This is a genomic window from Xenophilus arseniciresistens, assembly GCF_028023875.1.
Classification (GTDB): domain Bacteria; phylum Pseudomonadota; class Gammaproteobacteria; order Burkholderiales; family Burkholderiaceae_C; genus Xenophilus; species Xenophilus arseniciresistens.
The window spans coordinates 479,272-500,293 of record NZ_JAQIPB010000003.1 but is presented as its reverse complement, the minus strand read 5'-3'; the positions used below and the strand labels follow the sequence as shown (position 1 = coordinate 500,293).

General features: G+C 67.7%; 20 protein-coding genes and 1 riboswitch. Of the genes, 12 read left to right on the top strand and 8 right to left on the bottom strand.

Annotated features, from left to right (window positions below; all coding sequences use genetic code 11):
* Positions 1–37 precede the first annotated feature (37 nt).
* The 5 genes from PGB34_RS11010 to PGB34_RS10990 all read right to left on the bottom strand — a co-directional run bounded on the left by PGB34_RS11010 (position 38) and on the right by PGB34_RS10990 (position 4,571).
* Positions 38–2,164 (bottom strand): hypothetical protein, encoded by a 2,127-nt coding sequence (locus tag PGB34_RS11010; RefSeq protein ID WP_271428117.1) that lies wholly within the window; start codon positions 2,162–2,164, stop codon positions 38–40.
* A gap of 56 nt (positions 2,165–2,220) precedes the next feature.
* Complete coding sequence (locus PGB34_RS11005; protein ID WP_271428116.1) at positions 2,221–2,865, bottom strand: ubiquinone biosynthesis protein; 645 nt, start codon at positions 2,863–2,865, stop codon at positions 2,221–2,223.
* 72 nt (positions 2,866–2,937) lie between these two features.
* Positions 2,938–3,327 carry a hypothetical protein gene (locus PGB34_RS11000; RefSeq protein ID WP_271428115.1) on the bottom strand — a complete coding sequence of 130 codons (390 nt, stop codon included), beginning with the start codon at positions 3,325–3,327 and terminating at the stop codon, positions 2,938–2,940.
* 53 nt (positions 3,328–3,380) lie between these two features.
* Entirely contained in the window at positions 3,381–4,112 is a 732-nt protein-coding gene (locus PGB34_RS10995; protein WP_271428114.1) for a PspA/IM30 family protein, read from the bottom strand.
* 42 nt (positions 4,113–4,154) lie between these two features.
* Complete coding sequence (locus PGB34_RS10990; RefSeq protein WP_271428113.1) at positions 4,155–4,571, bottom strand: YjfI family protein; 417 nt, start codon at positions 4,569–4,571, stop codon at positions 4,155–4,157.
* A 220-nt stretch (positions 4,572–4,791) separates the two neighbouring features.
* Positions 4,792–4,883: riboswitch (S-adenosyl-L-homocysteine riboswitch) on the top strand.
* Positions 4,884–4,944: 61 nt separating this feature from the next.
* Here PGB34_RS10990 and ahcY point away from each other — a divergent pair.
* From ahcY to PGB34_RS10970, 4 genes are read left to right on the top strand one after another with little or no spacing between them, the layout of a single operon-like run.
* Positions 4,945–6,402 carry an adenosylhomocysteinase gene (ahcY, locus tag PGB34_RS10985; RefSeq protein WP_271428112.1) on the top strand — a complete coding sequence of 486 codons (1,458 nt, stop codon included), beginning with the start codon at positions 4,945–4,947 and terminating at the stop codon, positions 6,400–6,402.
* Positions 6,403–6,462: 60 nt separating this feature from the next.
* Complete coding sequence (locus PGB34_RS10980) at positions 6,463–7,278, top strand: TlyA family RNA methyltransferase (protein ID WP_271428111.1); 816 nt, start codon at positions 6,463–6,465, stop codon at positions 7,276–7,278.
* Complete coding sequence (gene metF, locus PGB34_RS10975; protein WP_271428110.1) at positions 7,256–8,089, top strand: methylenetetrahydrofolate reductase [NAD(P)H]; 834 nt, start codon at positions 7,256–7,258, stop codon at positions 8,087–8,089. The genes PGB34_RS10980 and metF overlap by 23 nt, the downstream gene beginning before the upstream one ends.
* Complete coding sequence (locus tag PGB34_RS10970; protein ID WP_271428109.1) at positions 8,086–8,826, top strand: septal ring lytic transglycosylase RlpA family protein; 741 nt, start codon at positions 8,086–8,088, stop codon at positions 8,824–8,826. Before metF ends, PGB34_RS10970 begins: the two co-directional genes overlap by 4 nt.
* Before the next feature lie 23 nt (positions 8,827–8,849).
* Here PGB34_RS10970 and PGB34_RS10965 read toward each other — a convergent pair whose 3' ends face one another.
* Positions 8,850–9,773, bottom strand: a complete 924-nt coding sequence (locus PGB34_RS10965; protein WP_271428108.1) for a 23S rRNA (adenine(2030)-N(6))-methyltransferase RlmJ — start codon at positions 9,771–9,773, stop codon at positions 8,850–8,852.
* A gap of 236 nt (positions 9,774–10,009) precedes the next feature.
* Here PGB34_RS10965 and rplM point away from each other — a divergent pair, with 236 nt between their 5' ends.
* The 4 genes from rplM to mdtD all read left to right on the top strand — a co-directional run bounded on the left by rplM (position 10,010) and on the right by mdtD (position 12,967).
* Positions 10,010–10,438 (top strand): 50S ribosomal protein L13, encoded by a 429-nt coding sequence (gene rplM / locus PGB34_RS10960; protein ID WP_271428107.1) that lies wholly within the window; start codon positions 10,010–10,012, stop codon positions 10,436–10,438.
* A gap of 11 nt (positions 10,439–10,449) precedes the next feature.
* Positions 10,450–10,842 (top strand): 30S ribosomal protein S9, encoded by a 393-nt coding sequence (gene rpsI / locus PGB34_RS10955; protein WP_225783640.1) that lies wholly within the window; start codon positions 10,450–10,452, stop codon positions 10,840–10,842.
* A 229-nt stretch (positions 10,843–11,071) separates the two neighbouring features.
* Positions 11,072–11,446, top strand: a complete 375-nt coding sequence (gene erpA / locus PGB34_RS10950; protein ID WP_271428106.1) for an iron-sulfur cluster insertion protein ErpA — start codon at positions 11,072–11,074, stop codon at positions 11,444–11,446.
* Between the two features lie 81 nt (positions 11,447–11,527).
* Positions 11,528–12,967, top strand: coding sequence for a multidrug transporter subunit MdtD (gene mdtD, locus PGB34_RS10945; RefSeq protein WP_271428105.1), 1,440 nt, complete (start codon positions 11,528–11,530; stop codon positions 12,965–12,967).
* A 16-nt stretch (positions 12,968–12,983) separates the two neighbouring features.
* Here mdtD and PGB34_RS10940 read toward each other — a convergent pair whose 3' ends face one another.
* Positions 12,984–14,117 (bottom strand): anhydro-N-acetylmuramic acid kinase, encoded by a 1,134-nt coding sequence (locus PGB34_RS10940; protein ID WP_271428104.1) that lies wholly within the window; start codon positions 14,115–14,117, stop codon positions 12,984–12,986.
* A gap of 69 nt (positions 14,118–14,186) precedes the next feature.
* Complete coding sequence (locus tag PGB34_RS10935; RefSeq protein WP_271428267.1) at positions 14,187–15,542, bottom strand: M23 family metallopeptidase; 1,356 nt, start codon at positions 15,540–15,542, stop codon at positions 14,187–14,189.
* A 166-nt stretch (positions 15,543–15,708) separates the two neighbouring features.
* Between PGB34_RS10935 and tyrS the strand changes: the two genes are divergently transcribed.
* The 4 genes from tyrS (at position 15,709) to PGB34_RS10915 (ending at position 20,993) form a co-directional block, all read left to right on the top strand.
* Entirely contained in the window at positions 15,709–16,944 is a 1,236-nt protein-coding gene (gene tyrS / locus PGB34_RS10930) for a tyrosine--tRNA ligase (protein WP_271428103.1), read from the top strand.
* Positions 16,945–17,115: 171 nt separating this feature from the next.
* Positions 17,116–17,934, top strand: coding sequence for a Stp1/IreP family PP2C-type Ser/Thr phosphatase (locus PGB34_RS10925; RefSeq protein WP_271428102.1), 819 nt, complete (start codon positions 17,116–17,118; stop codon positions 17,932–17,934).
* 54 nt (positions 17,935–17,988) lie between these two features.
* A complete protein-coding gene (locus PGB34_RS10920; RefSeq protein WP_271428101.1) occupies positions 17,989–18,639 on the top strand; it encodes an FHA domain-containing protein in 651 nt (216 codons plus the stop codon).
* A 71-nt stretch (positions 18,640–18,710) separates the two neighbouring features.
* On the top strand, positions 18,711–20,993 hold the full coding sequence (locus PGB34_RS10915; protein WP_271428100.1) for a CHASE2 domain-containing protein: 2,283 nt from the start codon (positions 18,711–18,713) through the stop codon (positions 20,991–20,993).
* The last annotated feature ends 29 nt before the right edge of the window (positions 20,994–21,022 follow it).

The following is a 21,022-nucleotide window of genomic DNA, read 5'->3' as shown; positions in this document are numbered from 1 at the left end:
CCGTGCGCCAACGCGCCACGGGGCCGTGCGGGCGGCCTTACTTTCTGAAGCTCTGCACCAGGTTCTGCAGCGCCTGCTTCTGGCTGTCGGAGCCTTCGCGCATCACCTTGCCCACCAGCGCCGACACGCTGAGGTTCTGCAGCGCGCCGGCCGACTGGCCCGCTGCGCCCAGCAGCTGCGAGAGGTCGTTGACCACATCGCGTTCGCCGGCCAGCTGTTCCTTGAAGGCGATCTGCAGCGTGTCGCTCTTGTTGACGGCCGCATCGATGCCCTTGCCCACTGACAGCGCCTTGACGAAGCTGTCGAAGTAGTCGCCCTGGCCGCCCACGATGTCGATCTTGGCGTTCTTGAGCGCGATGCCCAGCACTTCGGCCTGTTCCTTGGCGATGGCCTGCTGCGCGTCGATCTGCTTGAGCGTCTCGAGGTGCGCGCGCTCCAGGCGCATGCGGTATTCCTCGTGCTCGCGCGTTTCGGGGCTCATGGCCTTCATGGCCTCGAACTTCTCCTTCAGGCCGCGCGCCTCGGCGTTGAACTTCACGTCGATGTTGTGCGCCTCGGCATCGCCCAGCTTGGCCAGCGCCTCGGCGTCCACCGTGCGCACCAGCGCGTCGGCCTGGCCGATCTTTTCCTTGCCGGCGGCTTCGGCTTCCATGCGGGCGCGGATGCCCACCGCTTCGGCCTGGGCCTGCACTTCCTTGACCTGCGCCTGGGCACGGCCCACCTTCTCGGTGCCGGTGGCCTCGGCTTCCATGGTCGCCAGCTTGGCGCTGGCGCCGGCCACCTGCACCTTGGCGTCGGCCAGGCCCGGCGCGGCCGACAGCGCCTCGATGCCCTCGGCCTCGCGCTTCTTGGCTTCGGCTTCACGCTCGGCCACCTTCAGGCGCGCGTCGGCCAGCACCAGGTCTTCGGCGGCCTTGTGGCGCGCCTTGCGCTCCTGCGCTTCGGCGGCCTTCACTTCCAGGATGACCTTCTCTTCGGCCGCTGCCTCGGCGCCGATCACCACGGCCTTGCGTGTGCGGTCGGCTTCGGCCACTTCACGCACTTCCTTGATCGCCTCTTCCTGCTCGGCCACCGTGCGCTCGACCACGATGCGCTCGCGGATCACGTCGGCAATGGCCTTCTTCTGCACCTCGACGGCCTTGTCTTTTTCGATGCGCTGCAGCGTCACTTCCTTCTCGCGCGCCACCACTTCCAGGTCCTGGGCGCGGGTCACGCGTTCCTGCTCGATCACCACCGCGCGCTTGCGGTTGTTCTCGGCCACTTCCTTTTCGCGCAGCACGTTCTCGTTCTGCACCGCGATCTGCTGCTCGGCCTGCAGCCGGGCCATTTCGGAGCGCGTGCGCTCCTCGGCCTGGATCTTGGCGGTTTCGGCCTCTTCGCGCGCGCGCACGCTGGCCACTTCACGCGCCTGGCGGGCGGTGGCATCGGCCTGCTGGCGCTCCAGCTCCAGCAGGGCTTCCTGCGTCTCGACGTTCTTCTTCTTGATCTGCATTTCCTCGTTGCGGCGCAGCTCGTTGGTGGTCACGTGTTCCACGGCCGTGAGCTGGGTGATCTTCTTGATGCCCTGCGCGTCGAGGATGTTGTTGGAGTCCAGGCGCGCCAGCGGCGTCTGCTCCAGGTAGTCGATGGCCGAGCTTTCGAGCACGTAGCCCGAGAGGTCGTTGCCGATCTGGCTCATGATCTTGTCGCGGAAGACGTCGCGCGCGTCGTACAGGTCCACGAAGTCCATGGCCTTGCCCACGGTCTTGAGCGCCTCGGAGAACTTGGCCGAGAACAGGTCTTCCAGCGTGCTCTGATTGGAGGCGCGGTCGCAGCCGATGGACTGCGCGACGTGCAGCACGTCTTCGGAGGTCTGGTTCACGCGCACGAAGAACTTCACCTTGATGTCGGCGCGGATGTTGTCGGCGCAGATCAGGCCCTGGTCGCCCGAGCGGTCGATCTCGATGGTCTTGATCGAGATGTCCATCAGCTCGGCCTTGTTGATGATGGGCAGCACCAGCCCGCCCGTGAAGGTGACCTTGGGGTCCCCGCGGAAGGGGTTGATGATCAGTGCGTGACCCTGCTCCACCTTGTGATAGAAGCGGGAGAACATCGCGAAGATGCCGAAGATCACGATGACCGCGATGACGGCCAGGACCACGAAGGTGATGATCGAAGAGGACATGCTGAGGCTCTGTGAGGAGAAGGAAAAGGGGCGGGCGCCGTGGTGCTGAGTGCTGCTCAGGCCACTGCGTCCATCGGCTGGACCAGGTAGCGCCGCGCGGCGCCGTCGTATTCCACGATCAGCGCCTGGCTGCCGCGCTCAAGCGTGTTGGGGCTGGGCGCCCAGACCTGGATCAAGAGGCCGGCGCCGCGCTGCGCCACCTGGGCATAGCCCTGCTTCTCGTCCACGCTGCCGGTGGTGATGGTGCAGGTCTGGCCGATCAGGTCGCTGTTGTGGCGCGCGTACTCGGTCACGAAGGCGCCGCGCAGCGGCCGCACGATGCGCGCGGCGATCACGATGGACAGCGCGAAGCAGGCGCCGAGCACCACGAGCCCGGCCACGATCTGCAAGGGCAGCGTGGGCACCCAGGCCAGCACCCAGATGCCGGCCAGCGTGCTCAGCGTCCAGCCGATCACCACCAGCAGCGTGACCACGATGGAGAAGGGCACGCCCGACAGGCCGAAGGCCACCACGTAGCCGGCGATGGTGCCCAGGTCGTCCACGCTCACGTCGGCGTGCTCGGCGATGTCCAGGTCGATGCTGCTTTCGCCGAAGTCGACCAGGCCGATGACGGCGGCGATCCAGTACACCAGCACGACCACCAGCGCGAGGCTGTAGAGGAAGGTCGGAAAGCCGAAGATGACGGAGAGGAATTCGCGCATGGTGTTGTGTTTGTTGTGCGTTGGCGAATGGTTGTGGTGGGCCGGCTCCCTGGGGCCGGGCGGCGTTGGGGGTCAGCCTTTCCGGGGCTTTCGAGACGTCGATGTGCGCGGCGGCGCGGGAGGAGGCACGAAGGCGATCAGCTCGCGCGTGGCCGCCTCCTTGATGCCCAATCGGTCATCGGGCGCGAGGCCGTAGCGTTGGGCCAGCAGGGCGTAGTCGGACTCGTCCAAGGTGACCGTCAGGCGCGGCCTCTTGGGCCGCGCCGCCACGGGCAGGCCCAGCACGCTGCGGATCTGCTGCGAGGTGGACACGTTCTCGTGGAAGGCCGCGATGCGGATGGCCTCCATCACCGCGATCTCCACGTCAAAAGCCACCTGCACCGCATGCAGGGCCGACTCAGAGCCCTGCCAGCGCGCCGGCGTCTTTCTCTTGCTCGTGCTGCTGCTGTTGTTGTTGCTCATGCGCGTGACGGGCGTGTGACGCGAGGTCCTTGGGGCGTGTGGGGACGATGGCCTCAGGCCGCGGGCGTGCCGCCGTCCTTGGCCGCAGCCGCGGCGGCCTGGCGCGCGCGCAGGCGAGCCATCACCGATTCGGCGCGCGCCTTGTCGTTCTCGCCGATGCCGGCGGCCGCCAGCTCCTGCTCGAGCGCCTTGTGGCCGAACTCCTTGTCCAGCGCCTCGGCGGCGGCCATGCGGTCGGCCAGGTCCTCGTGGCGCTTCTTGATGCGGTCCAGTGACTCGCGCGCGCTCGTGAGCCTGGAGCCCGTGCTGCCGATGCTGTCGGAGATGCTCTGCGTGGCGCGGTACACGCTCTCGGTGGTTTTGGCGATGCCGATCTCGCGCTCGTGCTCGCGCACGCGGGCCTCGGCGCTGCGGATCAGGTTCTTCAGCCGCTGCACCTGCACCGCAAAGCCGGCATGGGCCTGCGTCTGCGCCTGCAGCTCGGCCTCCAGGCCGGCCACGCGCTCGGCCACCTTCAGGGCCAGGCCTTCCTCGGTCTTGTCCAGCGCCTGCAGCGCCATGTCTTCATGGCGGCGGATCTCGCCCTTGATGCGTTCGATGTCGCGCGCGGTCTGCATCTCCTTGGCCATCACGGCGGTCAGCTCGGTCTTGGCCTCGCTGATGCTGGCCTTGGCGTCGACGATCTCCTGCTCGTAGATGCGCGTGGCGTTGTCGTCGACCACGCTCTGGCCCAGTTCACGCGCGCTGCCGCGCAGCAGGGTGACGAGTTTCTTGATGACGGTCATGTTCGGCTCCGGTGGTGTTCGTGAGGAAGCGTGGGGAAGGCATCAGCGCAGGAACTCGGCCAGCGCATCCAGGGCGTCCAGCGCGTTGTCGCTGAGCACGGCCACTTCATGCGCCACGTCTTCGGCGCGAGCGCTGCGCGAGAGCGCGCCGCCCAGCACATAGCGCCCGCCCACGCGGCCGAAGGAAGACAGCGGCACCGAGGGGTTCAGGTCCAGCAGGGCTTCATGCAGCTCGGCGCGGCGCTCGGGCCGCACGTCCTCGTCGGTCCACAGGTAGCACAGGCAGATGAACTGCGTGTCCGAGCAGGTGACGAAGATGGGCAGCTCGTCGCGCCCTTCGATGCAGACCTGGATCACCGGCACCTCGCCGGCAATGGGCTGCAGCTGCACGGCCACGCCGCCCATCAGCGCCGACGTCAGCGTGTCCAGGTTGCTCAGTTGATGAAGCAAAGCGGTCATGAACCCTCCTGTGGATCGATGGATGCAGTGCAGGCTGCTGTGATCGCAGTATGCGGACGCCGACATATCATGTCAATCGATTTTTGACATGATATGTCGATTGACGGGCCTGGCCGAATGGCGGATGGCCGGGCGCCGCCAGGGCTGGCCGTGCGGCGTAGGCCGAAGCGGCGCGCTCGTCGAAACCGTGCCAAAACTTGCCTCCCTATAATCGCGCCCTTCCTCCGAGGAGCGTTGCAGCGCCCCGGGCCCACGGGCCCAGCGGGTGCGAGGCTCGGAGCAGATTTCTTCCTGCAACGACGCTCGCCCACGGCTCTGTGCGGTGAGTTTTCCCCAGAACGTGGTCGTCTTCAACCTGCCGTATGGAGCATTGATGAACGCGCCTGCCACTTCCAAACAACTGACCAACGCCGATTGCGCCATCGCAGACCTGGGACTTGCGCCCTGGGGCCGCAAGGAGATCGCAATTGCCGAAACCGAGATGCCCGGCCTGATGGCCATCCGCGACGAGTTCGCCAGGAGCCAGCCGCTCAAGGGCGCGCGCATCACGGGTTCGCTGCACATGACGATCCAGACGGCGGTGCTGATCGAAACGCTGCAGGCACTGGGCGCGCAGGTGCGCTGGGCCTCGTGCAACATCTTCTCGACCCAGGACCACGCCGCAGCCGCGATCGCCGCGGCCGGCACGCCGGTGTTCGCGATCAAGGGCGAGACCCTCACGGACTACTGGGACTACACGCATCGCATCTTCGAGTTCGGCCCCAAGGGCAGCAAGACCGAAGGCCCGAACATGATCCTGGACGACGGCGGCGACGCCACCTTGCTGATGCACCTGGGTGCCAAGGCCGAGAAGGACATCAAGGCCCTGGGCCGCGCCAAGAGCGAGGAAGAAAAGATCCTGCATGCCGCCATCAAGGCCAAGCTCAAGGAAGACCCGACCTGGTACAGCCGCCGCCTGAAGAACATCATCGGCGTGACCGAGGAGACCACCACGGGCGTGCACCGCCTCAACGAGATGTCGGCCAACGGCACGCTGCAGATGCGCGCCATCAACGTCAACGACTCGGTCACCAAGAGCAAGTTCGACAACCTGTATGGCTGCCGCGAGTCGCTGGTGGACGGCATCAAGCGCGCCACCGACGTGATGATCGCGGGCAAGGTGGCCGTGGTCTGCGGCTACGGCGACGTGGGCAAGGGCTCGGCCCAGGCGCTGCGCGCACTCAGCGCCCAGGTGTGGGTGACCGAGATCGACCCCATCAACGCGCTGCAGGCCGCCATGGAAGGCTACCGGGTCGTGACCATGGAGTACGCCGCCGACAAGGCCGACATCTTCGTGACCACCACGGGCAACCGCGATGTGATCCGCTACGAGCACATGGTGGCCATGAAGGACCAGGCCATCGTCTGCAACATCGGCCACTTCGACAACGAGATCGACGTCGCCTCGCTGGAGAAGAGCTGCCAGTGGGAAGAGATCAAGCCGCAGGTCGACCACGTGATCTTCCCCAAGGTGGGTCGCAAACCCGCCAAGCGCATCATCCTGCTGGCCAAGGGCCGTCTGGTGAACCTGGGCTGCGGCACGGGCCACCCGAGCTACGTGATGTCGTCGAGCTTCGCGAACCAGACCATCGCCCAGATCGAGCTGTTCACCAAGCCCAAGGAGTACAAGGTCGGCCAGGTCTACGTGCTGCCCAAGCACCTGGACGAGAAGGTCGCGCGCCTGCAGCTGTCCAAGCTGGGTGCCGAGCTGACCAAGCTCACGAAGGAGCAGGCCGCCTACATCGGCGTGCCGGTGCAGGGCCCGTACAAGCCCGATACGTACAGGTATTGAGCGCACGAGGTGCTTGGGCCTTGCGCCTGGCTTGAAAGCCGGCGGGCGCCCAGCAAGCAGATGCGAGCCGATCAGCTTCTTGTCGCACGCGGCCTGGCCGCTTCGCGCTCCCAGGCAGCGCGCCTGATCGCGGGCGGGCTGCGCTGGCGCGCGCATGCGGCGCAACCCTGGCGCAGTGTGGCCAAGAGCGGCGAGGAGCTGCCCGAAGGGGCCGAGCTTGAATTGGCCGATGCGGCCGAGGCGCGCTATGTCTCGCGTGGCGGGCTCAAGCTCGAAGGCGCGCTGGCGGCCACGGCCGTGCCGGTGACCGGCCGGCTGTGCCTGGACGTGGGCCAGTCCACGGGCGGCTTCACCGACTGCCTGCTGCAGCAGGGCGCCGCCCATGTGGTGGGCGTGGACGTCGGCCATGGCCAACTGCATGCGCGGCTGGCCGGCGACGCGCGGGTCACGGCCATCGAGAAGTGCAACGCGCGCGCGCTCGAGCCCGCGCAGCTGCGCGATGCCGCGCCCTTCGCGGGCCGGGCGCCGGTGGGCTTCGACCTGATCGTGGGCGACCTGTCCTTCATCTCGCTCACGCTGGTGCTGCCCGCGCTGGCGCCGCTGCTGCGCGAAGGCGGCGACCTGCTCATGCTGGTCAAGCCGCAGTTCGAGTTGCAGCCGGCGCAGATCGGCAAGGGCGGCATCGTGCGCGACGTGCAGCTTTACGCACAAGTGCAGGCGCGGCTGCACGAAGCAGCCCAGGCCTGCGGCCTGCGCGTGCAACACTGGCTGCCCAGCCCCATCGCGGGCGGGGACGGCAACCGCGAGTTCTTCATTCATGCCCGGCAGGGCACCAGCAGCGAAGGAGGGGGCGATGCGCCTGCCACTGAGCTTTGAATTCTTTCCGCCGAAGACGCCCGAGGGCGTGGTCAAGCTGCGCGCGGTGCGCGCGCAGCTCTATGCGATGAAGCCCGAGTTCTGCTCGGTCACCTATGGCGCAGGCGGCTCCACGCAAGCCGGCACCTTTGGGGCCGTGAAGGAGATCTTGGCCGAGGGCGTGGACGCGGCCAGCCATTTCTCGTGCATCGGCGCCACGCGCGACACCGTGCGTGCGCAGTTGGCCGAGCTCAAGGCCCTGGGCGTGAAGCGCCTGGTGGCCCTGCGCGGCGATCTGCCCAGCGGCTACGGCATCGGCGGCGAGTTCCAGTACGCCAGCGATCTGGTGGCCTTCATCCGTGCCGAGACTGGCAGCGACTTCCACATCGAAGTGGCGGCCTATCCGGAAGTGCATCCGCAGGCCCGTTCGGCCGACGCCGACCTGCAGGCCTTCGCGGCCAAGGTGCGCTCTGGTGCCGATTCGGCCATCACGCAGTATTTCTTCAGCCCCGAGGCCTACTTCCGCTTCGTGGACGATGCGCGCGCCAAGGGCCTCGACCTGCCCATCGTGCCGGGCATCATGCCCATCATCAGTTCCACGCAGCTGATGCGCTTTTCCGACGCCTGCGGCGCCGAGATCCCGCGCTGGATCCGGCTGCGGCTGCAGGGTTTTGGCGACGATGCGGCCTCCATCAAGGCCTTCGGCCTCGATGTGGTGGCCGGGCTGTGCGAGCGCCTGCAGGCCGGCGGCGCACCGGCGCTGCATTTCTACACCATGAACCAGTCGCAGGCCACGCTGGGCGTGCTGCAGCGGCTGGGCTGGGCGGCATGAAGGGGGCGCAGGTCGGGTCCTCGCGGTGGCGGCGCTTCGGCGCGCCGCTGCGGGGCCTGCGGCCGGCGCTCACCCTGGCGGCCCTGGCCTTGCTTGCGGCCTGTGCCGCCGTGCCGCCGCCCGACGATGCGCAGGCGCCGGCAGAGCCTGCCCCGCCCCTGCGCCCACTTGCACGCCAGCCCGGCACGCCGGCCGATGCGCCGCGCAGCCTGGTGCCGCAGGCGCGCTACGACCTGGCCATTGGCCGCACCGAGGACGAGCCCGACGACGGCGTGCCCGGCGACGAGCCGCCCGGTGAGGTGTACCAGCGCGGCGGCGCCTCCTACTACGGCATCCAGTTCCACCAGCGGCGCACGGCCAGCGGTGAGCGCTTCGACATCCGCGGCATGACCGCCGCCCACAAGACCCTGCCCTTCAACACGCGCGTGTGCGTGCGCAGCCTCGTCAACGGCAAGGAAGTGCTGGTGCGCGTGAACGACCGCGGCCCCTTCGTGCCCGGCCGCGTGATCGACCTGAGCCAGGCGGCCGCCGAGGCGCTGGACATGATCGACACGGGCATCAAGCAGGTCAGCCTGACGCTGATCGGCACGCAGGGCGGCCGCTGCGCAGGCGCGTCGGTGGCCGGCGCCGAAGTCGAGCCGCCCCGGGCCGAGCCCGTGAGGCCGGCGCAGAGCAAGCCGGCGGCGCCCGCCCGGCGCCCCGCCGCCGCGCCGCGCAATCCGCGGGCTCGGCGCTGATTGCGCGCGACGAGGCGCGGCGCTCAGCCGCCGTGTTCGAGCGTGAAGCCGGCGTTGCGGTCCTGGGCCAGCCACACGGCCATCTGGGCCAGTGCCGGGCGCAGCTGTTCGGCCAGGGTGAAGGGCGGGTTGATCAGGAACATGCCGCTGGCTGGCAGCCCGGGGCGCTTGCCCTGGCCGTCGGGCGTGGCGGCGATCTTGCTGGACTTCACCGTCAGCGTGGCATGCAGCCAGGGCTTGCCGGCCTTGGTGGCCAGCGTCTTCAGGCGGCGCGGCAGCTCGTGCGCCTCGGGCCGCGGAATGATCGGATACCAGACCGTGTACACGCCGGTGGCAAAGCGCTTGAGGGCTTCGGCCACGAAGGCCGCGGTGCGCGCGTAATCGGTCTTGAGTTCGTAGCTCGGGTCGGTCAGCACCAGCGCGCGGCGCGAGGGCGGCGGCAGGAACTTGGTGGCGCTGCCAAAGCCGTCTTCGCGCAGCACGGCCACCTGGCGGCCGGCCTCGAGCTGGGCGATGTTGGCATCCAGCGTGCGCGCGTCGGTGGGGTGCAGCTCATAGAGCTTGAGCTTGTCCTGCTCGCGCAGCAGGTGCTGGGTGATGAACGGAGAGCCAGGGTAGACGCGGGCCTGGCCGGCGCGGTTGAAGCTGCGCACCAGCTCCAGATAGCGGGCCAGGGCGGGCGCGGGCTCTTCGGGCACCGCCGGTTTCTTTGCTGCCGGCTGGGTGTCGTTGCTCGGGTTCAGCAGGCGCAGCACCCCCTGGGCGGCCTCGCCGCTGGTGCCGGCATAGTCGCCGTCGAGCCGGTACAGCCCCGCGCCGGCATGGGTGTCCACGACCGTCAGCGGAGCCTCCTTTTCAAGCAGGCGCTCCAGGGCCGCAATCAGCACCGTGTGTTTGAGCACGTCGGCATGGTTGCCGGCGTGGAAGGCGTGTCGGTAGCTGAACATGATGGGCCAATGCTAACCGCGCGGACTGGGGAATTGCGCCGGATTCCAGCGCCCGCCTATAATGGCGGGCTTTGCAGCGATTTTCGGGTCCCGCGGCAAAGATTGCGGTTTTGGGGCGTTTGGGGGCAACCCTAGCGCGCGCCAGACCGACTCCCTCCCACCTAAGAGCTCCCTTCAGAGGAAGACCGACCGTGGAAAAGGGCCCTTTGCAAACCTCTTTCCCTCAAGGAAAACTCATGTCTACTTTCAGCGCAAAGCCCGCTGAGGTCGTGCACGAGTGGTTTGTGATTGACGCAACCGATAAGGTTCTCGGACGGGTCGCCAGCGAAGTGGCCCACCGACTGCGCGGCAAGCACAAGGCCATTTACACGCCTCACGTCGACACCGGCGATTTCATCGTCATCGTCAACGCTTCCAAGCTCAAGGTCACCGGCACCAAGTCGCTCGACAAGGTGTACTACCGTCATTCGGGCTTCCCCGGCGGCATCACCGCCACCAACTTCCGCGATCTGCAAGCCAAGCATCCTGGCCGTGCGCTCGAGAAGGCCGTCAAGGGCATGCTGCCCAAGGGTCCTCTGGGCTACGCCATGATCAAGAAGCTGAAGGTCTACGGCGGCGCGGAGCACCCGCACACCGCCCAGCAGCCCAAGCCGCTGGAAATCTGAGGAGTCTTGAGATGATTGGTGATTGGAACAATGGCACCGGCCGTCGCAAGTCCAGCGTCGCTCGTGTGTTTCTCAAGAAGGGTACCGGCAAGATCACGGTGAACGGCAAGGCCATCGAAGAGTTCTTCGGTCGTCAAACCTCGATCATGATCGCCAAGCAGCCCCTGGTGCTGACCGACAACGTCGAAACCTTCGACATCCAGGTCAACGTCCATGGCGGCGGCGAATCGGGCCAGGCCGGCGCCACGCGCCACGGCATCACCCGTGCCCTGATCGACTACGACGCAAACCTCAAGCCGGTGCTGAGCCAGGCTGGTTTCGTCACGCGTGACGCTCGCGAAGTGGAACGCAAGAAGGTCGGTCTGCACTCTGCCCGCCGTCGCAAGCAATTCTCCAAGCGCTGAGCTTTGCTACTGCGCCACCGCATGGCGGCGTTGCAAATCCTCACCGGACTGGAGTCCGGTTCCGGTTTGCGCCTTGCCCTGCGGCGGCTCGCGACGCAAATCTCATACGCTTGGCTGCCCTTGCTGCAGAAAAACCGCCCTCCGGGCGGTTTTTCTTTGTCTGCGTTAGCATTCCACACCTTGGCTGCACGGCTTTTCTGGCCGATGTGGTCCCCACGGAGTACCTGCCATGAGTGCTGTTGCCGAAGAAACTGTTGCCTCGACCGAGGCCATGCCCGAACCCATCGTTTTCACGGACAGTGCCGCCGCCAAGGTGGCTGACCTGATCGCCGAGGAAGGCAATCCCGACCTGAAGCTGCGCGTGTTCGTGCAGGGCGGCGGCTGCTCGGGCTTCCAGTACGGGTTCACCTTCGACGAGATCACCAACGAGGACGACACGACCATGACCAAGAATGGCGTGTCCCTGCTCATCGATGCGATGAGCTACCAGTACCTCGTCGGAGCCGAGATCGACTACAAGGAAGACCTGCAGGGCGCCCAGTTCGTGATCAAGAACCCGAACGCGACCACGACCTGCGGCTGCGGCTCGAGCTTCTCGACCTGAGGGACGGGGGCGCTACCCCACGTACGTCAGCCGCCCACGGGCGGCTTTTTTCATGGGGCCTGCGCTGCTCCATCGGTGTCCATGCCTCCAGCTTCTGCCCCCGCCACCACCGCCGCGCCTTCTTCCCGCCTGTTGCTGTGGCTCGTCGCCATCGGCTTTTTCATGCAGGCGCTGGATGCGACCATCATCAACACGGCATTGCCGGCGATGGCCGCCAGCCTGGGCGAAAGCCCGCTGCGCATGCAGTCGGTGGTGGTGGGCTACTCGCTGACCATGGCCATGCTGATTCCGGCCTCGGGCTGGCTGGCGGACCGCTTTGGCACGCGCCGGGTTTTCATGTGCGCCATCGCGGTCTTCTCGCTGGGCTCGCTGGCCTGCGCGCTGGCGGCGACGCTGCCCACGCTGGTGGCGGCGCGGGTGGTGCAGGGCATCGGGGGCGCCTTGCTGCTGCCTGTGGGGCGCCTGGCCGTGTTGCGCACGGTGCCGCGCGGCGAGTTTCTTCAGGCCATGAGCTTCGTCGCCGTGCCGGGGCTGATCGGACCGCTGCTGGGCCCGACGCTGGGCGGCTGGCTGGTGCAGGCGGCGTCCTGGCACTGGATCTTCCTGATCAACCTGCCCGTCGGCCTCGTAGGCCTGGTGGCCACCCTGCGCTACATGCCGGACGTGCGGGCGCCCGAGCAGGTGCGCTTCGATGTGGCGGGCTATGCGCTGCTGGCCACGGCCATGGTGGCCATTTCGCTGGCGGTGGAGGGCAGTGCCCAGATGGGGCTGGGCCGCGGCGGCGGCTTCGTGCTGGCGGTGTTCGGGCTGGCGGCGCTCACGGTCTATTGGCTGCATGCGGCACGCGCGCAGCGGCCGCTGTTTTCGCCGCTGCTGTTCAGGGTGCGCACGCTGAGCGTGGGCCTTTTAGGCAATCTGTTCTGCCGGCTGGGCAGCGGGGCCATGCCTTTTCTGATCCCGGTGTCGCTGCAGGTGTCGCTGGGCTACACGCCGCTGCATGCGGGATTGATGATGCTGCCCACTGCTTTGGCGGGCATGGCCATGAAGCGGGGCGCCACGCCCCTGATCCTGCGCTTTGGCTATCGCAACGTGCTGGTGGTCAACACCCTGATCATCGGCGCGCTCATGGCCAGCTTTGCGCTGGCGGGGCCCGGGACGCCGATCTGGCTGCATGTGCTGCTGCTATCGGTGTTCGGCGCCTTCAATTCGCTGCAGTTCACGGCCATGAACACCATCACGCTCAAGGACCTGGACGGTGCCAGCGCCAGCAGCGGCAACAGCCTGCTGTCGATGGTGCAGATGCTGGCCATGAGCCTGGGCGTGGCGGTGGCTGGCGCCGTGCTGGCAGGTTTCAGCGACGCCTTCGCGGCGGCAGGCGCGGGCGCGGCGCAGCGGGCTTTCGAGGCCACTTTCACCACCGTGGGCCTCATCACCATGGTGTCGGCGGTGGTCTTCTGGCATCTGCCGCCGCAGGCGCGCGTGCCCGAGCTGGAAGGGCCCGAGGTCTCGGGCCAGCGCTGAAAGCCGTGCGGCGCGCTCAGCGCGGATGGAGGGCGCCCAGCACGCGCAAGCCGCGCGCGCCCGTCACTGCCGGCAGGTTGCCGGCGACTCGCGACAGGCACAGATGCGCCAGCCACGCGAAGGCCGTGGCTTCCACCTGTTGGGCCGGCAGGCCGTGGGCGTCGGTGGGTTCGGGCGGCGTGGCAGGCAGGAGGCGGCGCAACCGATCCATCAGGTCTGCATTGCGGGCGCCGCCGCCGCACACCAGCAGGGCCTGGCTTTGCGGCGCGTGGCGCAGCAGGGCCTCGGCGCAGCTGCGGGCCGTGAGCTCGGCCAGCGTCGCCTGCACGTCCTGCGGCCCGGGCGCCACCTGCAGCTGCGCGAGGCGCGCATCGAGCCATTGCGCGTGGAAGAGGTCGCGCCCCGTGCTCTTGGGCAGCGGCAGGGCGAAGTAGGGCTCCTGCAGGCACAGTGCGAGCAGTTCGGTGTCGACCTTGCCGCCGGCGGCCCAGGCGCCCTGCGCGTCATAAGCCTGGCCCAGATGCCGCTGCGCCCAGTGATCCAGCAGCGCATTGGCCGGTCCGCAGTCGAAGCCGCGAACCGGTGTGCCGTGGTCCTCGCCGGGCGGCAGCAGGCTCAGGTTGGCGATGCCGCCCAGGTTGAGCACGGCCACGGCCTCGTGCGGCCGGCTGAACAGCGCTGCATGGAAGGCCGGCACCAGCGGGGCGCCCTGGCCGCCCGCGGCCACGTCGCGGCTGCGGAAGTCGGCCACCACGTCGATGCCCGTCTCTTCGGCCAGCAGCGCGGGATTGTTGAGCTGCAGCGTGTAGCCCGTTCCGTCGTGCATGCCGGGCTGGTGCCGCACGGTCTGGCCGTGGGCGCCGATGGCGGTGATGTGTTCGGCAGCGAGGCCTTCCTGCGCAAGCAGCCTGCGCACCAGCGCGCCGCAACTGCGGGCCAGGCTGTTGGCGGCCAGTGCGGCGCGGTGGAGTTCGTCCGTGCCGCCGGCACTGTTCAGGGCCAGCAGCTCGGCCCGCAAGGCCGGGTCGAAATCGGCGCAGGCATGGGCCTGGACCTGCACCTGCCGGTCATGGATCCGCGCGAGCACCGCATCGATGCCGTCCATCGAGGTGCCGGACATGAGCCCGATGTACAGAGCGCCCTGCTGCATGCGAAAGCCTCATGAAAAAAAGCGCCGCAGTGGCGGCGCTTTGGGGTGGGTGGGCAGGCGCTGCTGGCCTCAGTTGGCGTTGGCCTGCACCACAGAGAAGGCGGCCGCCAGTTCGGTGCGGTTGGCCTGGGCCAGCTTGTCGAAGGCCGGGCGCGCAGCTGCGGTGATGGGCATGCCACCTTCGTTCTGCTGCGCGATGGCCGTCGGATCGTGCGGCTGGCCGTCGATGCGGAACTCGAAATGCAGGTGCGGGCCGGTGGCCCAGCCAGTGGCGCCGACGGCGCCCAGCGTCTGGCCCTGGCTCACGCTCTGGCCCTCGCGCACGTCGATGCGCGACAGGTGGGCGTAGGCGGTCTGCTGCTTGTTGCGATGCGTGACCACGACGATGTTGCCGTAGCCGTTCTGGCGACCGGCGAAGTCGACCACGCCATCGCCCACGGTGCGCACGGGCGTGCCGGTGGGAGCCGCATAGTCGACGCCGTTGTGCTGGCGCCAGGTGTTCAGGATGGGGTGCGTGCGCATGGCAAAGCCGCTGGACACGCGGGTGAATTCCACGGGCGAGGCCAGGTAAGCCTTGCGCAGGCTTTCGCCGCTGGGGCGGTAGTAGCTGCCCTTTTGCTGGCCGGGCTCCTGGTACCACATGGCCTGGAAGGTGCGGCCGTTGCTTTCGAACTCGGCCGCCAGCACGCGGCCGGCGCGCAGCGATTGGCCGTCGGCTTCGAAGCTCTCGTAGAGCACGGCAAAGCGATCACCCTTGCGCAACTGGCGGAAGTCCACGTCGGCGGCAAAGATGTCGGCCAGCTGGCTCGCGACGGAGTCGGGCAGGGCGGCGGCGTCGGTGGCGGCAAAGAGGGTGCTGCGGATCACGCCGCTGGACAGCCGGCTGGTGGCGACCAGGGTTTCGGCCTCGTGGCGCACGCCGAAGCCTTCGCCCTGGCGCTCCACCACCAGGCGCTTGAAGCCGCCGTTGCCGTCGGGAATCCAGCGCGCCAGCAGGCGGTTCAGCCGCTGGTCATGGTTGAGCTCGGCAGACACCGTGCGGCCCACGCGGCTGAACAGCGCATTGCGGGCCTCCGCATTGCCGCGGATGAAGCTGGCCGCGGCCGCATCGCTGGCGCCCAGGCGGCCCAGCAGGGCCTCGGCCGTGTCGCTGGCGCGGGTGGCGTCGGTGCGGAACAGCGTGAAGCTGAAGCGGTCGAGTTCGCTGCTTTGCGATTCGAGCGACAGCGGGGCCACCGACTCGAAGACCTGTTGCACGGGCAGTGCAGCCACGTTCTGGTCCAGCGTGGCGACTGCGAAGGCGCCGCCGCCGGCGCACAGCAGCAAGCCTGCAATGGCGGCACCGATTTGCCGGGGATAACTCTTGAAGGTTCGGACCACTCGGGAGGCAACAAGCTCCTCGGCGGCCAGAATGCCGTTGATCAGTTTGGACAACTCTGAAATCCTGCGCGGTATCGTCAACCGATTGCCAGGCGCAAGAAGCGGGCCAGACGTGCAACCGGGGCGAGGGGAGCGACGCCCGTAGAATGGCGCGCCCGCAAAAAGCTGCGGAAGTATAGCCAGCAGCGTTGTTTCCACCGCGAAAAATCTGATGAATTCTGCGTTTGTTACTAGTCGCGCGTCCTCACTTGATGTAGGACAGGCACTTTCGATTTCGCTGCGCGGCGTGGAGGAGTTGCTGCCCCAGGACGAATGGGTCAAGAAGCTGCAGCGGTCCGAAGCCACCGGGCAGCCACTGCGCATCAAGCTGGGCCTGGATCCCACGGCGCCCGACATCCATTTGGGCCACACGGTGGTGCTGAACAAGATGCGCCAGCTCCAGGACCTGGGCCACACGGTCATCTTCCTGATCGGGGACTTCACCTCCACCATCGGCGACCCTTCGGGGCGCAACAGCACGCGCCCGCCGCTCACGCGCGAGCAGATCGAGGCCAATGCCCAGACCTACTACCAGCAGGCCAGCCTGGTGCTGGACCCGGCCCGTACCGAGATCCGCTACAACAGCGAATGGAGCGATGCACTGGGCGCGCGCGGCCTGATCCAGCTGGCGGCCAAGTACACCGTCGCCCGCATGATGGAGCGCGACGACTTCGACAAGCGGTTCAAGGGCGGCCAGTCGATTTCCGTGCATGAGTTCCTGTATCCGCTCATGCAGGGCTATGACTCGGTGGCGCTGAAGGCCGATCTGGAGCTGGGCGGCACCGACCAGAAGTTCAACCTGCTGATGGGCCGCCACCTGCAGCAGGAATACGGGCAGGAGCCGCAGTGCATCCTGACCATGCCGCTGCTCGAGGGGCTGGACGGCGTGGAGAAGATGTCCAAGAGCAAGAACAACTACATCGGCATCTCGGAAGAGCCCAACAGCATGTTCGCCAAGGTGCTGTCCATCTCCGACGAACTGATGTGGAAGTGGTTCACCTTGCTGAGCTTCCGCTCGCTGGAAGACATTGCGTCCCTGAAGGCCGAGGTGGCGGGCGGGCGCAATCCCAAGGACGCCAAGGTGCTGCTGGCGCGCGAGATCACCACGCGCTTCCACAGCGCCCAGGCGGCTGATGCGGCCGAGCAGGATTTTGCCAATCGCAGCCGGGGCGGCGTGCCGGAGCAGATCCCCGAAGTCCAGCTGGGCGGTGCGCCGCTGGGCATCGCCCACCTGCTCAAGCAGGCCGGCCTGGCGCCTTCCACCTCCGAGGGCAACCGCCTGATCGACGGCGGCGGCGTGCGCGTGGATTCGGTGGTCATCAGCGACAAGGGCCTGAAGCTCGAGGCGGGCTCCTATGTGGTCCAAGTGGGCAAGCGCAAGTTTGCGCGGGTGATTCTGGGCAAGTAAGCGCTCCCAACCGGTGGCCTGGAATGCACCGCAGCGCACGCGCGTGCGCCGCGGGCCGCCCCGCCATGCTGCGCTCAGGTCAAACGCGCAGCGCTGTGCTGGAAACTTTCAAACACATTTTTGATGGCCGCGCGCCACAACCGGCGTGGCTGCTGCGATGATCGAGGCCTGATGAGTGTTCAGCCTTCCTCCTCCCGTCTGGCGCCGTTGGCGCCTGCGTCCGCGCCCGGCTGGGAGTTCGCGGCGCTGACGGACCCGGGGCGGGTGCGTGGCAACAACGAAGACGCCATTGCCTTTGATCCCAGCCTGGGTTTGGCCGTTCTGGCCGATGGCATGGGTGGCTACAACGGCGGGGAGGTGGCCAGCGGGATGGCCATCGCCCTGCTGCAGGCGGGCTTCGGGCGCTGGCTGGCGCACACCGCCACGCCGCTGCCCCTGCGCAGCATGCGCCGCGCCATGCAGAAATGCGTGGATGAGACCAATGCCGCCATCTATGAGGCCAGCGCGGCCAATCCACAATTGCGCGGCATGGGAACCACGCTGGTGCTGGCGGCTTTCGGCACCGACCGGGCCGTGGTGGGCCACATCGGGGATTCCCGCTGCTACCGCTGGCGGCAGGGCGCCCTGACCCTGCTGACCCGGGACCATTCCCTGCTGCAGGAGCGACTGGATTCGGGTGAGATCACGCAGGAACAGGCCGAGCAGTTCCCCTATCGCAACCTGGTGACGCGCGCGCTGGGCATCGAGCGCGAGGTCGATCTGGACGTCGACGAGCATGGGGTCGAAGCGGCCGATCTTTTCTTGCTGTGCTCCGATGGGCTCAGCGAGATGGTCACAGACTCTGCAATCGCGGCAATTTTGTCACAAAAAGTGTCTTTGGCTCAGAAGGCAACACTTTTGGTTGCAGCGGCCAACGAGAATGGCGGCAAAGACAATATTTCGGTCTTGCTCGCGCAGGCGGCCCAGGCGCCGGCCCCAGGCCCGGCTTAGCGTGGAGTGCGAAGCCCGAAGCTTTCCCAATAAGACGCGCAGAGGAGTTCGGCCATGCCGAAGCTGGTGGTTGCCATCGATGAGGTCGTCCTCAAGGAAGTCCTGCTGGTCAAGGAGCGGACCACCCTGGGCCGCAGGCCCTACAACGACATCGTGATCGACAACCTCGCCGTGAGCGGCGAGCACGCGGCGTTCCACATGATCGGTGCCGATGTCTATCTCGAGGACCTGAACAGCACCAACGGCACCTATGTGAGTGGCCGCGCGGTTCGGCGCCACTTGCTGACCCACAGCGACGTCATCGAGATCGGCAAGTACAAGGTCCGCTACCTCAATAGCAACGAGGTCAGTACCACGCCCATGTCCGCACGTGTTGCGCCTGCCATGGCGGTGCCGCCGTCCCTGTCGCTCGCTTCCAGCAACACCGCGCCCGTGCCTCTGGGGGGCTCCGGTCCGGCCATGATCCGCATGCTCACCGGTGCCGGGGCCGGCCAGGAAGTGGCCTTGCACAAGGTGGTCACCACCATCGGAAAGCCCGGCGTGGCGGTGGCCGCGGTCACCCGCAGGCTGCAGGGCTATGTGGTGGCGCCCATCGACGGCGGAACCCTGCTCAACGGCGAGGCGATCGGCAGCACGGCGGTCGCGCTGCAGGATGGCGATGTGCTCGAGCTCGGCGGCACGCGCATGCAATTCGTGCAGGGCTGACGAGGCCTGCTTGCCGTGAATGCCGGCGGGCGACCCGATCGGATGCCCAGGCTGAAGGGGCGGTGCTCGCCATGAAGTGGCGCCCGCGCCAGGGGCCGCGCATCGTGCTGTCCCTGCTGCCCCTGGTTCTGGTGCTGGCCCACCTTGGCGGCTGGATGCAGCTTCCGGTCATCCAGGCGCTGGACGCATTCATCTATGACGCGCGGCTGCGCCTGACCGCGTCCCAGCAGGCCGACCCGCGCGTCGTCATCGTGGACATCGATGACGCCAGCCTGCTGCAATACGGCCAGTGGCCATGGACGCGCGACCGGCTGGCTGCGCTGACGCGCGAGCTGACCGTGCGGCAGCAGGCCGGTGTGCTGGGCTTCGACATCATGTTCGTCGAAAGGGAGCGCAGCGCCGCCCAAGCCGTGCTGCAGGCCTTGCGTGAGGGGCCTCTGGCCGGCAACAGCGCCGTGATGGCGCAACTCGAGCAGCTGGCCGCCACGACGGACTCCGAGCGCCTGTTCGCGCAGGCGCTGCGCGACCAGCCGGCCGTGCTGGGCTTCTACTTCACGCAGAGCGATGGGGCTGCCGCCGCGGGTGGCAGCGCGGGGGTGCTGCCGCCTGCCGTCTTGCCGACGGGGCTGCTGCCCGCCGCCGCAGACCACGTACCGCGCTGGAGCCATTACGGCACCAGCCTGCCGCAACTGGCCAAGGTGGCGCCCGCAGGCTTCCTGAATGTGGTGCTGGACCCGCAGGCGGACGGCATGGTGCGCGAAGTGCCGCTTCTGGGACGCTATGCGCCTCCCAACGCAGAAGAGGCCGATAAGGGCGGCTATTACGAAGCCCTGAGCCTGGCCGTCTACAGGCGCTGGCTCGGCGCGCAGCTTGCGGTCTCGGTGGACGCGGGCGGGGCCGGTGACCCGCCGCGGCTGCAGTCCCTGCTTCTGCAGTCCGCAGCGGGCCAGCGCGTGGTGCCCGTCGATGCCATGGGGCGCATTCTGGTGCCCTATCGCCACAGCGGCGGGCCGCAGGGCGGCATCTACCGCTATGTCTCGGCCGCGGATGTGCTCGAGGGGCGGCTGGCGCCTGGCGAACTTCAGGGCAAGGCCGTTCTGATCGGCACCAGTGCTGCGGGGCTCAATGACCTGAGCGTCACGCCCGTCAACGCCACCCTGCCTGGGGTGGAAGTCCATGCCAGCGTGCTGTCGGCCCTGATGGATGGCCGCTTCCTGCATGTTCCGCTGCATGCCGACGCCTTCGTGGCCCTGGCTGTCGTGGTGCTGGTGGGGGGGCTGGCCATCGGGCTGGCGGTGTTCAGGATTTCCACCATGCTGCTGGTGGTGGTGCTGGGCACGGCAGCCGTGGTGGCCGTCACGCAGTGGCTGTACCTGCGCGAGGGCATGGTGATACCCCTGGCGGCGATGCTGCTGGCGGTGGCGCTGGCGCTGGCGTCGAACATGGCCTGGGACTATTTCGTGGAAGCCCGCACGCGGCGCAGCCTGGTGCGCCTGTTCGGCTCCTATGTGCCGCCGCAGCTGGTGGGCCAGATGCTGCAGGACCCCGAGCGCTACAGCATGCGTGCCGAAAGCAAGCAGCTCACGGTGATGTTCTGCGACATGCGTGGCTTCACGCGCCTGTCGGAGGGCATGGCGCCGCAGCAGTTGCAGCCGCTGCTCAACGACATCTTCAGCAGGCTGGCCACGGTCATTGCCGCGCACCGCGGCACGGTGGACAAATACATGGGCGACTGCGTCATGGCGTTCTGGGGCGCGCCGGTCGACACGCCCGAGCACGCGACGCTGGCCGTGGACGCCGCCTGCCAGCTGGTGGCAGAGGTGGCCAGCATCAACCGCGACCACCAGGGCCAGGGCCTGCCGCCCGTGCAGCTGGGCATCGGGCTGAACACCGGGCTGATGATGGTGGGCGACATGGGCTCCACGCTCCGGCGCAGCTACACCGTGATCGGCGATGCCGTCAACCTGGCTTCGCGGCTGGAAGGGCTGGGCGAGCGCTATGGCGTCGATATCGTCGTCGGCCCCGAGACCGCCGGCAGCGCCAGCGCCTATCTGTGGCAGGAGCTTGACCGCGTGCGCGTCAAGGGCAAGCAGCAGGCCGTGCTCATCCATGCGCCGCGCGGTCTGGCAAGCCAGGCCGACGAGGCGCTGCTTGCCGAGCTGTCGCAATGGCAACAGGTGCGGCACGCCTACCTGACACGACAATGGCTGCTTGCGCAGCAACTGCTGCAGTCGCTGCGCAAGCGCGACGAGAAAAATGTCCTTTACCAGCTCTATGCGGAGCGCGTAGCCTTGTTGCTCGCCCAGCCGGCCGAGCCTGGGTGGGACGGTACCGAGCACATCCAGGCCAAGTAATGGCGCTCAGCCACCATCATCCCATCCAG

Coding starts and splice junctions, on each gene's coding strand:
- PGB34_RS11000 (WP_271428115.1), bottom strand. CDS start 3,327: ATGAGCAACAACAACAGCAGCAGCACGAGCAAGAGAAAGACGCCGGCG.
- rplM (WP_271428107.1), top strand. CDS start 10,010: ATGTCTACTTTCAGCGCAAAGCCCGCTGAGGTCGTGCACGAGTGGTTT.
- erpA (WP_271428106.1), top strand. CDS start 11,072: ATGAGTGCTGTTGCCGAAGAAACTGTTGCCTCGACCGAGGCCATGCCC.
- ahcY (WP_271428112.1), top strand. CDS start 4,945: ATGAACGCGCCTGCCACTTCCAAACAACTGACCAACGCCGATTGCGCC.
- rpsI (WP_225783640.1), top strand. CDS start 10,450: ATGATTGGTGATTGGAACAATGGCACCGGCCGTCGCAAGTCCAGCGTC.
- PGB34_RS11010 (WP_271428117.1), bottom strand. CDS start 2,164: ATGTCCTCTTCGATCATCACCTTCGTGGTCCTGGCCGTCATCGCGGTC.
- PGB34_RS10970 (WP_271428109.1), top strand. CDS start 8,086: ATGAAGGGGGCGCAGGTCGGGTCCTCGCGGTGGCGGCGCTTCGGCGCG.
- PGB34_RS10980 (WP_271428111.1), top strand. CDS start 6,463: ATGCGAGCCGATCAGCTTCTTGTCGCACGCGGCCTGGCCGCTTCGCGC.
- PGB34_RS10920 (WP_271428101.1), top strand. CDS start 17,989: ATGCCGAAGCTGGTGGTTGCCATCGATGAGGTCGTCCTCAAGGAAGTC.
- PGB34_RS10995 (WP_271428114.1), bottom strand. CDS start 4,112: ATGACCGTCATCAAGAAACTCGTCACCCTGCTGCGCGGCAGCGCGCGT.
- PGB34_RS10915 (WP_271428100.1), top strand. CDS start 18,711: ATGAAGTGGCGCCCGCGCCAGGGGCCGCGCATCGTGCTGTCCCTGCTG.
- mdtD (WP_271428105.1), top strand. CDS start 11,528: ATGCCTCCAGCTTCTGCCCCCGCCACCACCGCCGCGCCTTCTTCCCGC.
- metF (WP_271428110.1), top strand. CDS start 7,256: ATGCGCCTGCCACTGAGCTTTGAATTCTTTCCGCCGAAGACGCCCGAG.
- PGB34_RS11005 (WP_271428116.1), bottom strand. CDS start 2,865: ATGCGCGAATTCCTCTCCGTCATCTTCGGCTTTCCGACCTTCCTCTAC.
- PGB34_RS10965 (WP_271428108.1), bottom strand. CDS start 9,773: ATGTTCAGCTACCGACACGCCTTCCACGCCGGCAACCATGCCGACGTG.
- tyrS (WP_271428103.1), top strand. CDS start 15,709: ATGAATTCTGCGTTTGTTACTAGTCGCGCGTCCTCACTTGATGTAGGA.
- PGB34_RS10990 (WP_271428113.1), bottom strand. CDS start 4,571: ATGACCGCTTTGCTTCATCAACTGAGCAACCTGGACACGCTGACGTCG.
- PGB34_RS10940 (WP_271428104.1), bottom strand. CDS start 14,117: ATGCAGCAGGGCGCTCTGTACATCGGGCTCATGTCCGGCACCTCGATG.
- PGB34_RS10925 (WP_271428102.1), top strand. CDS start 17,116: ATGAGTGTTCAGCCTTCCTCCTCCCGTCTGGCGCCGTTGGCGCCTGCG.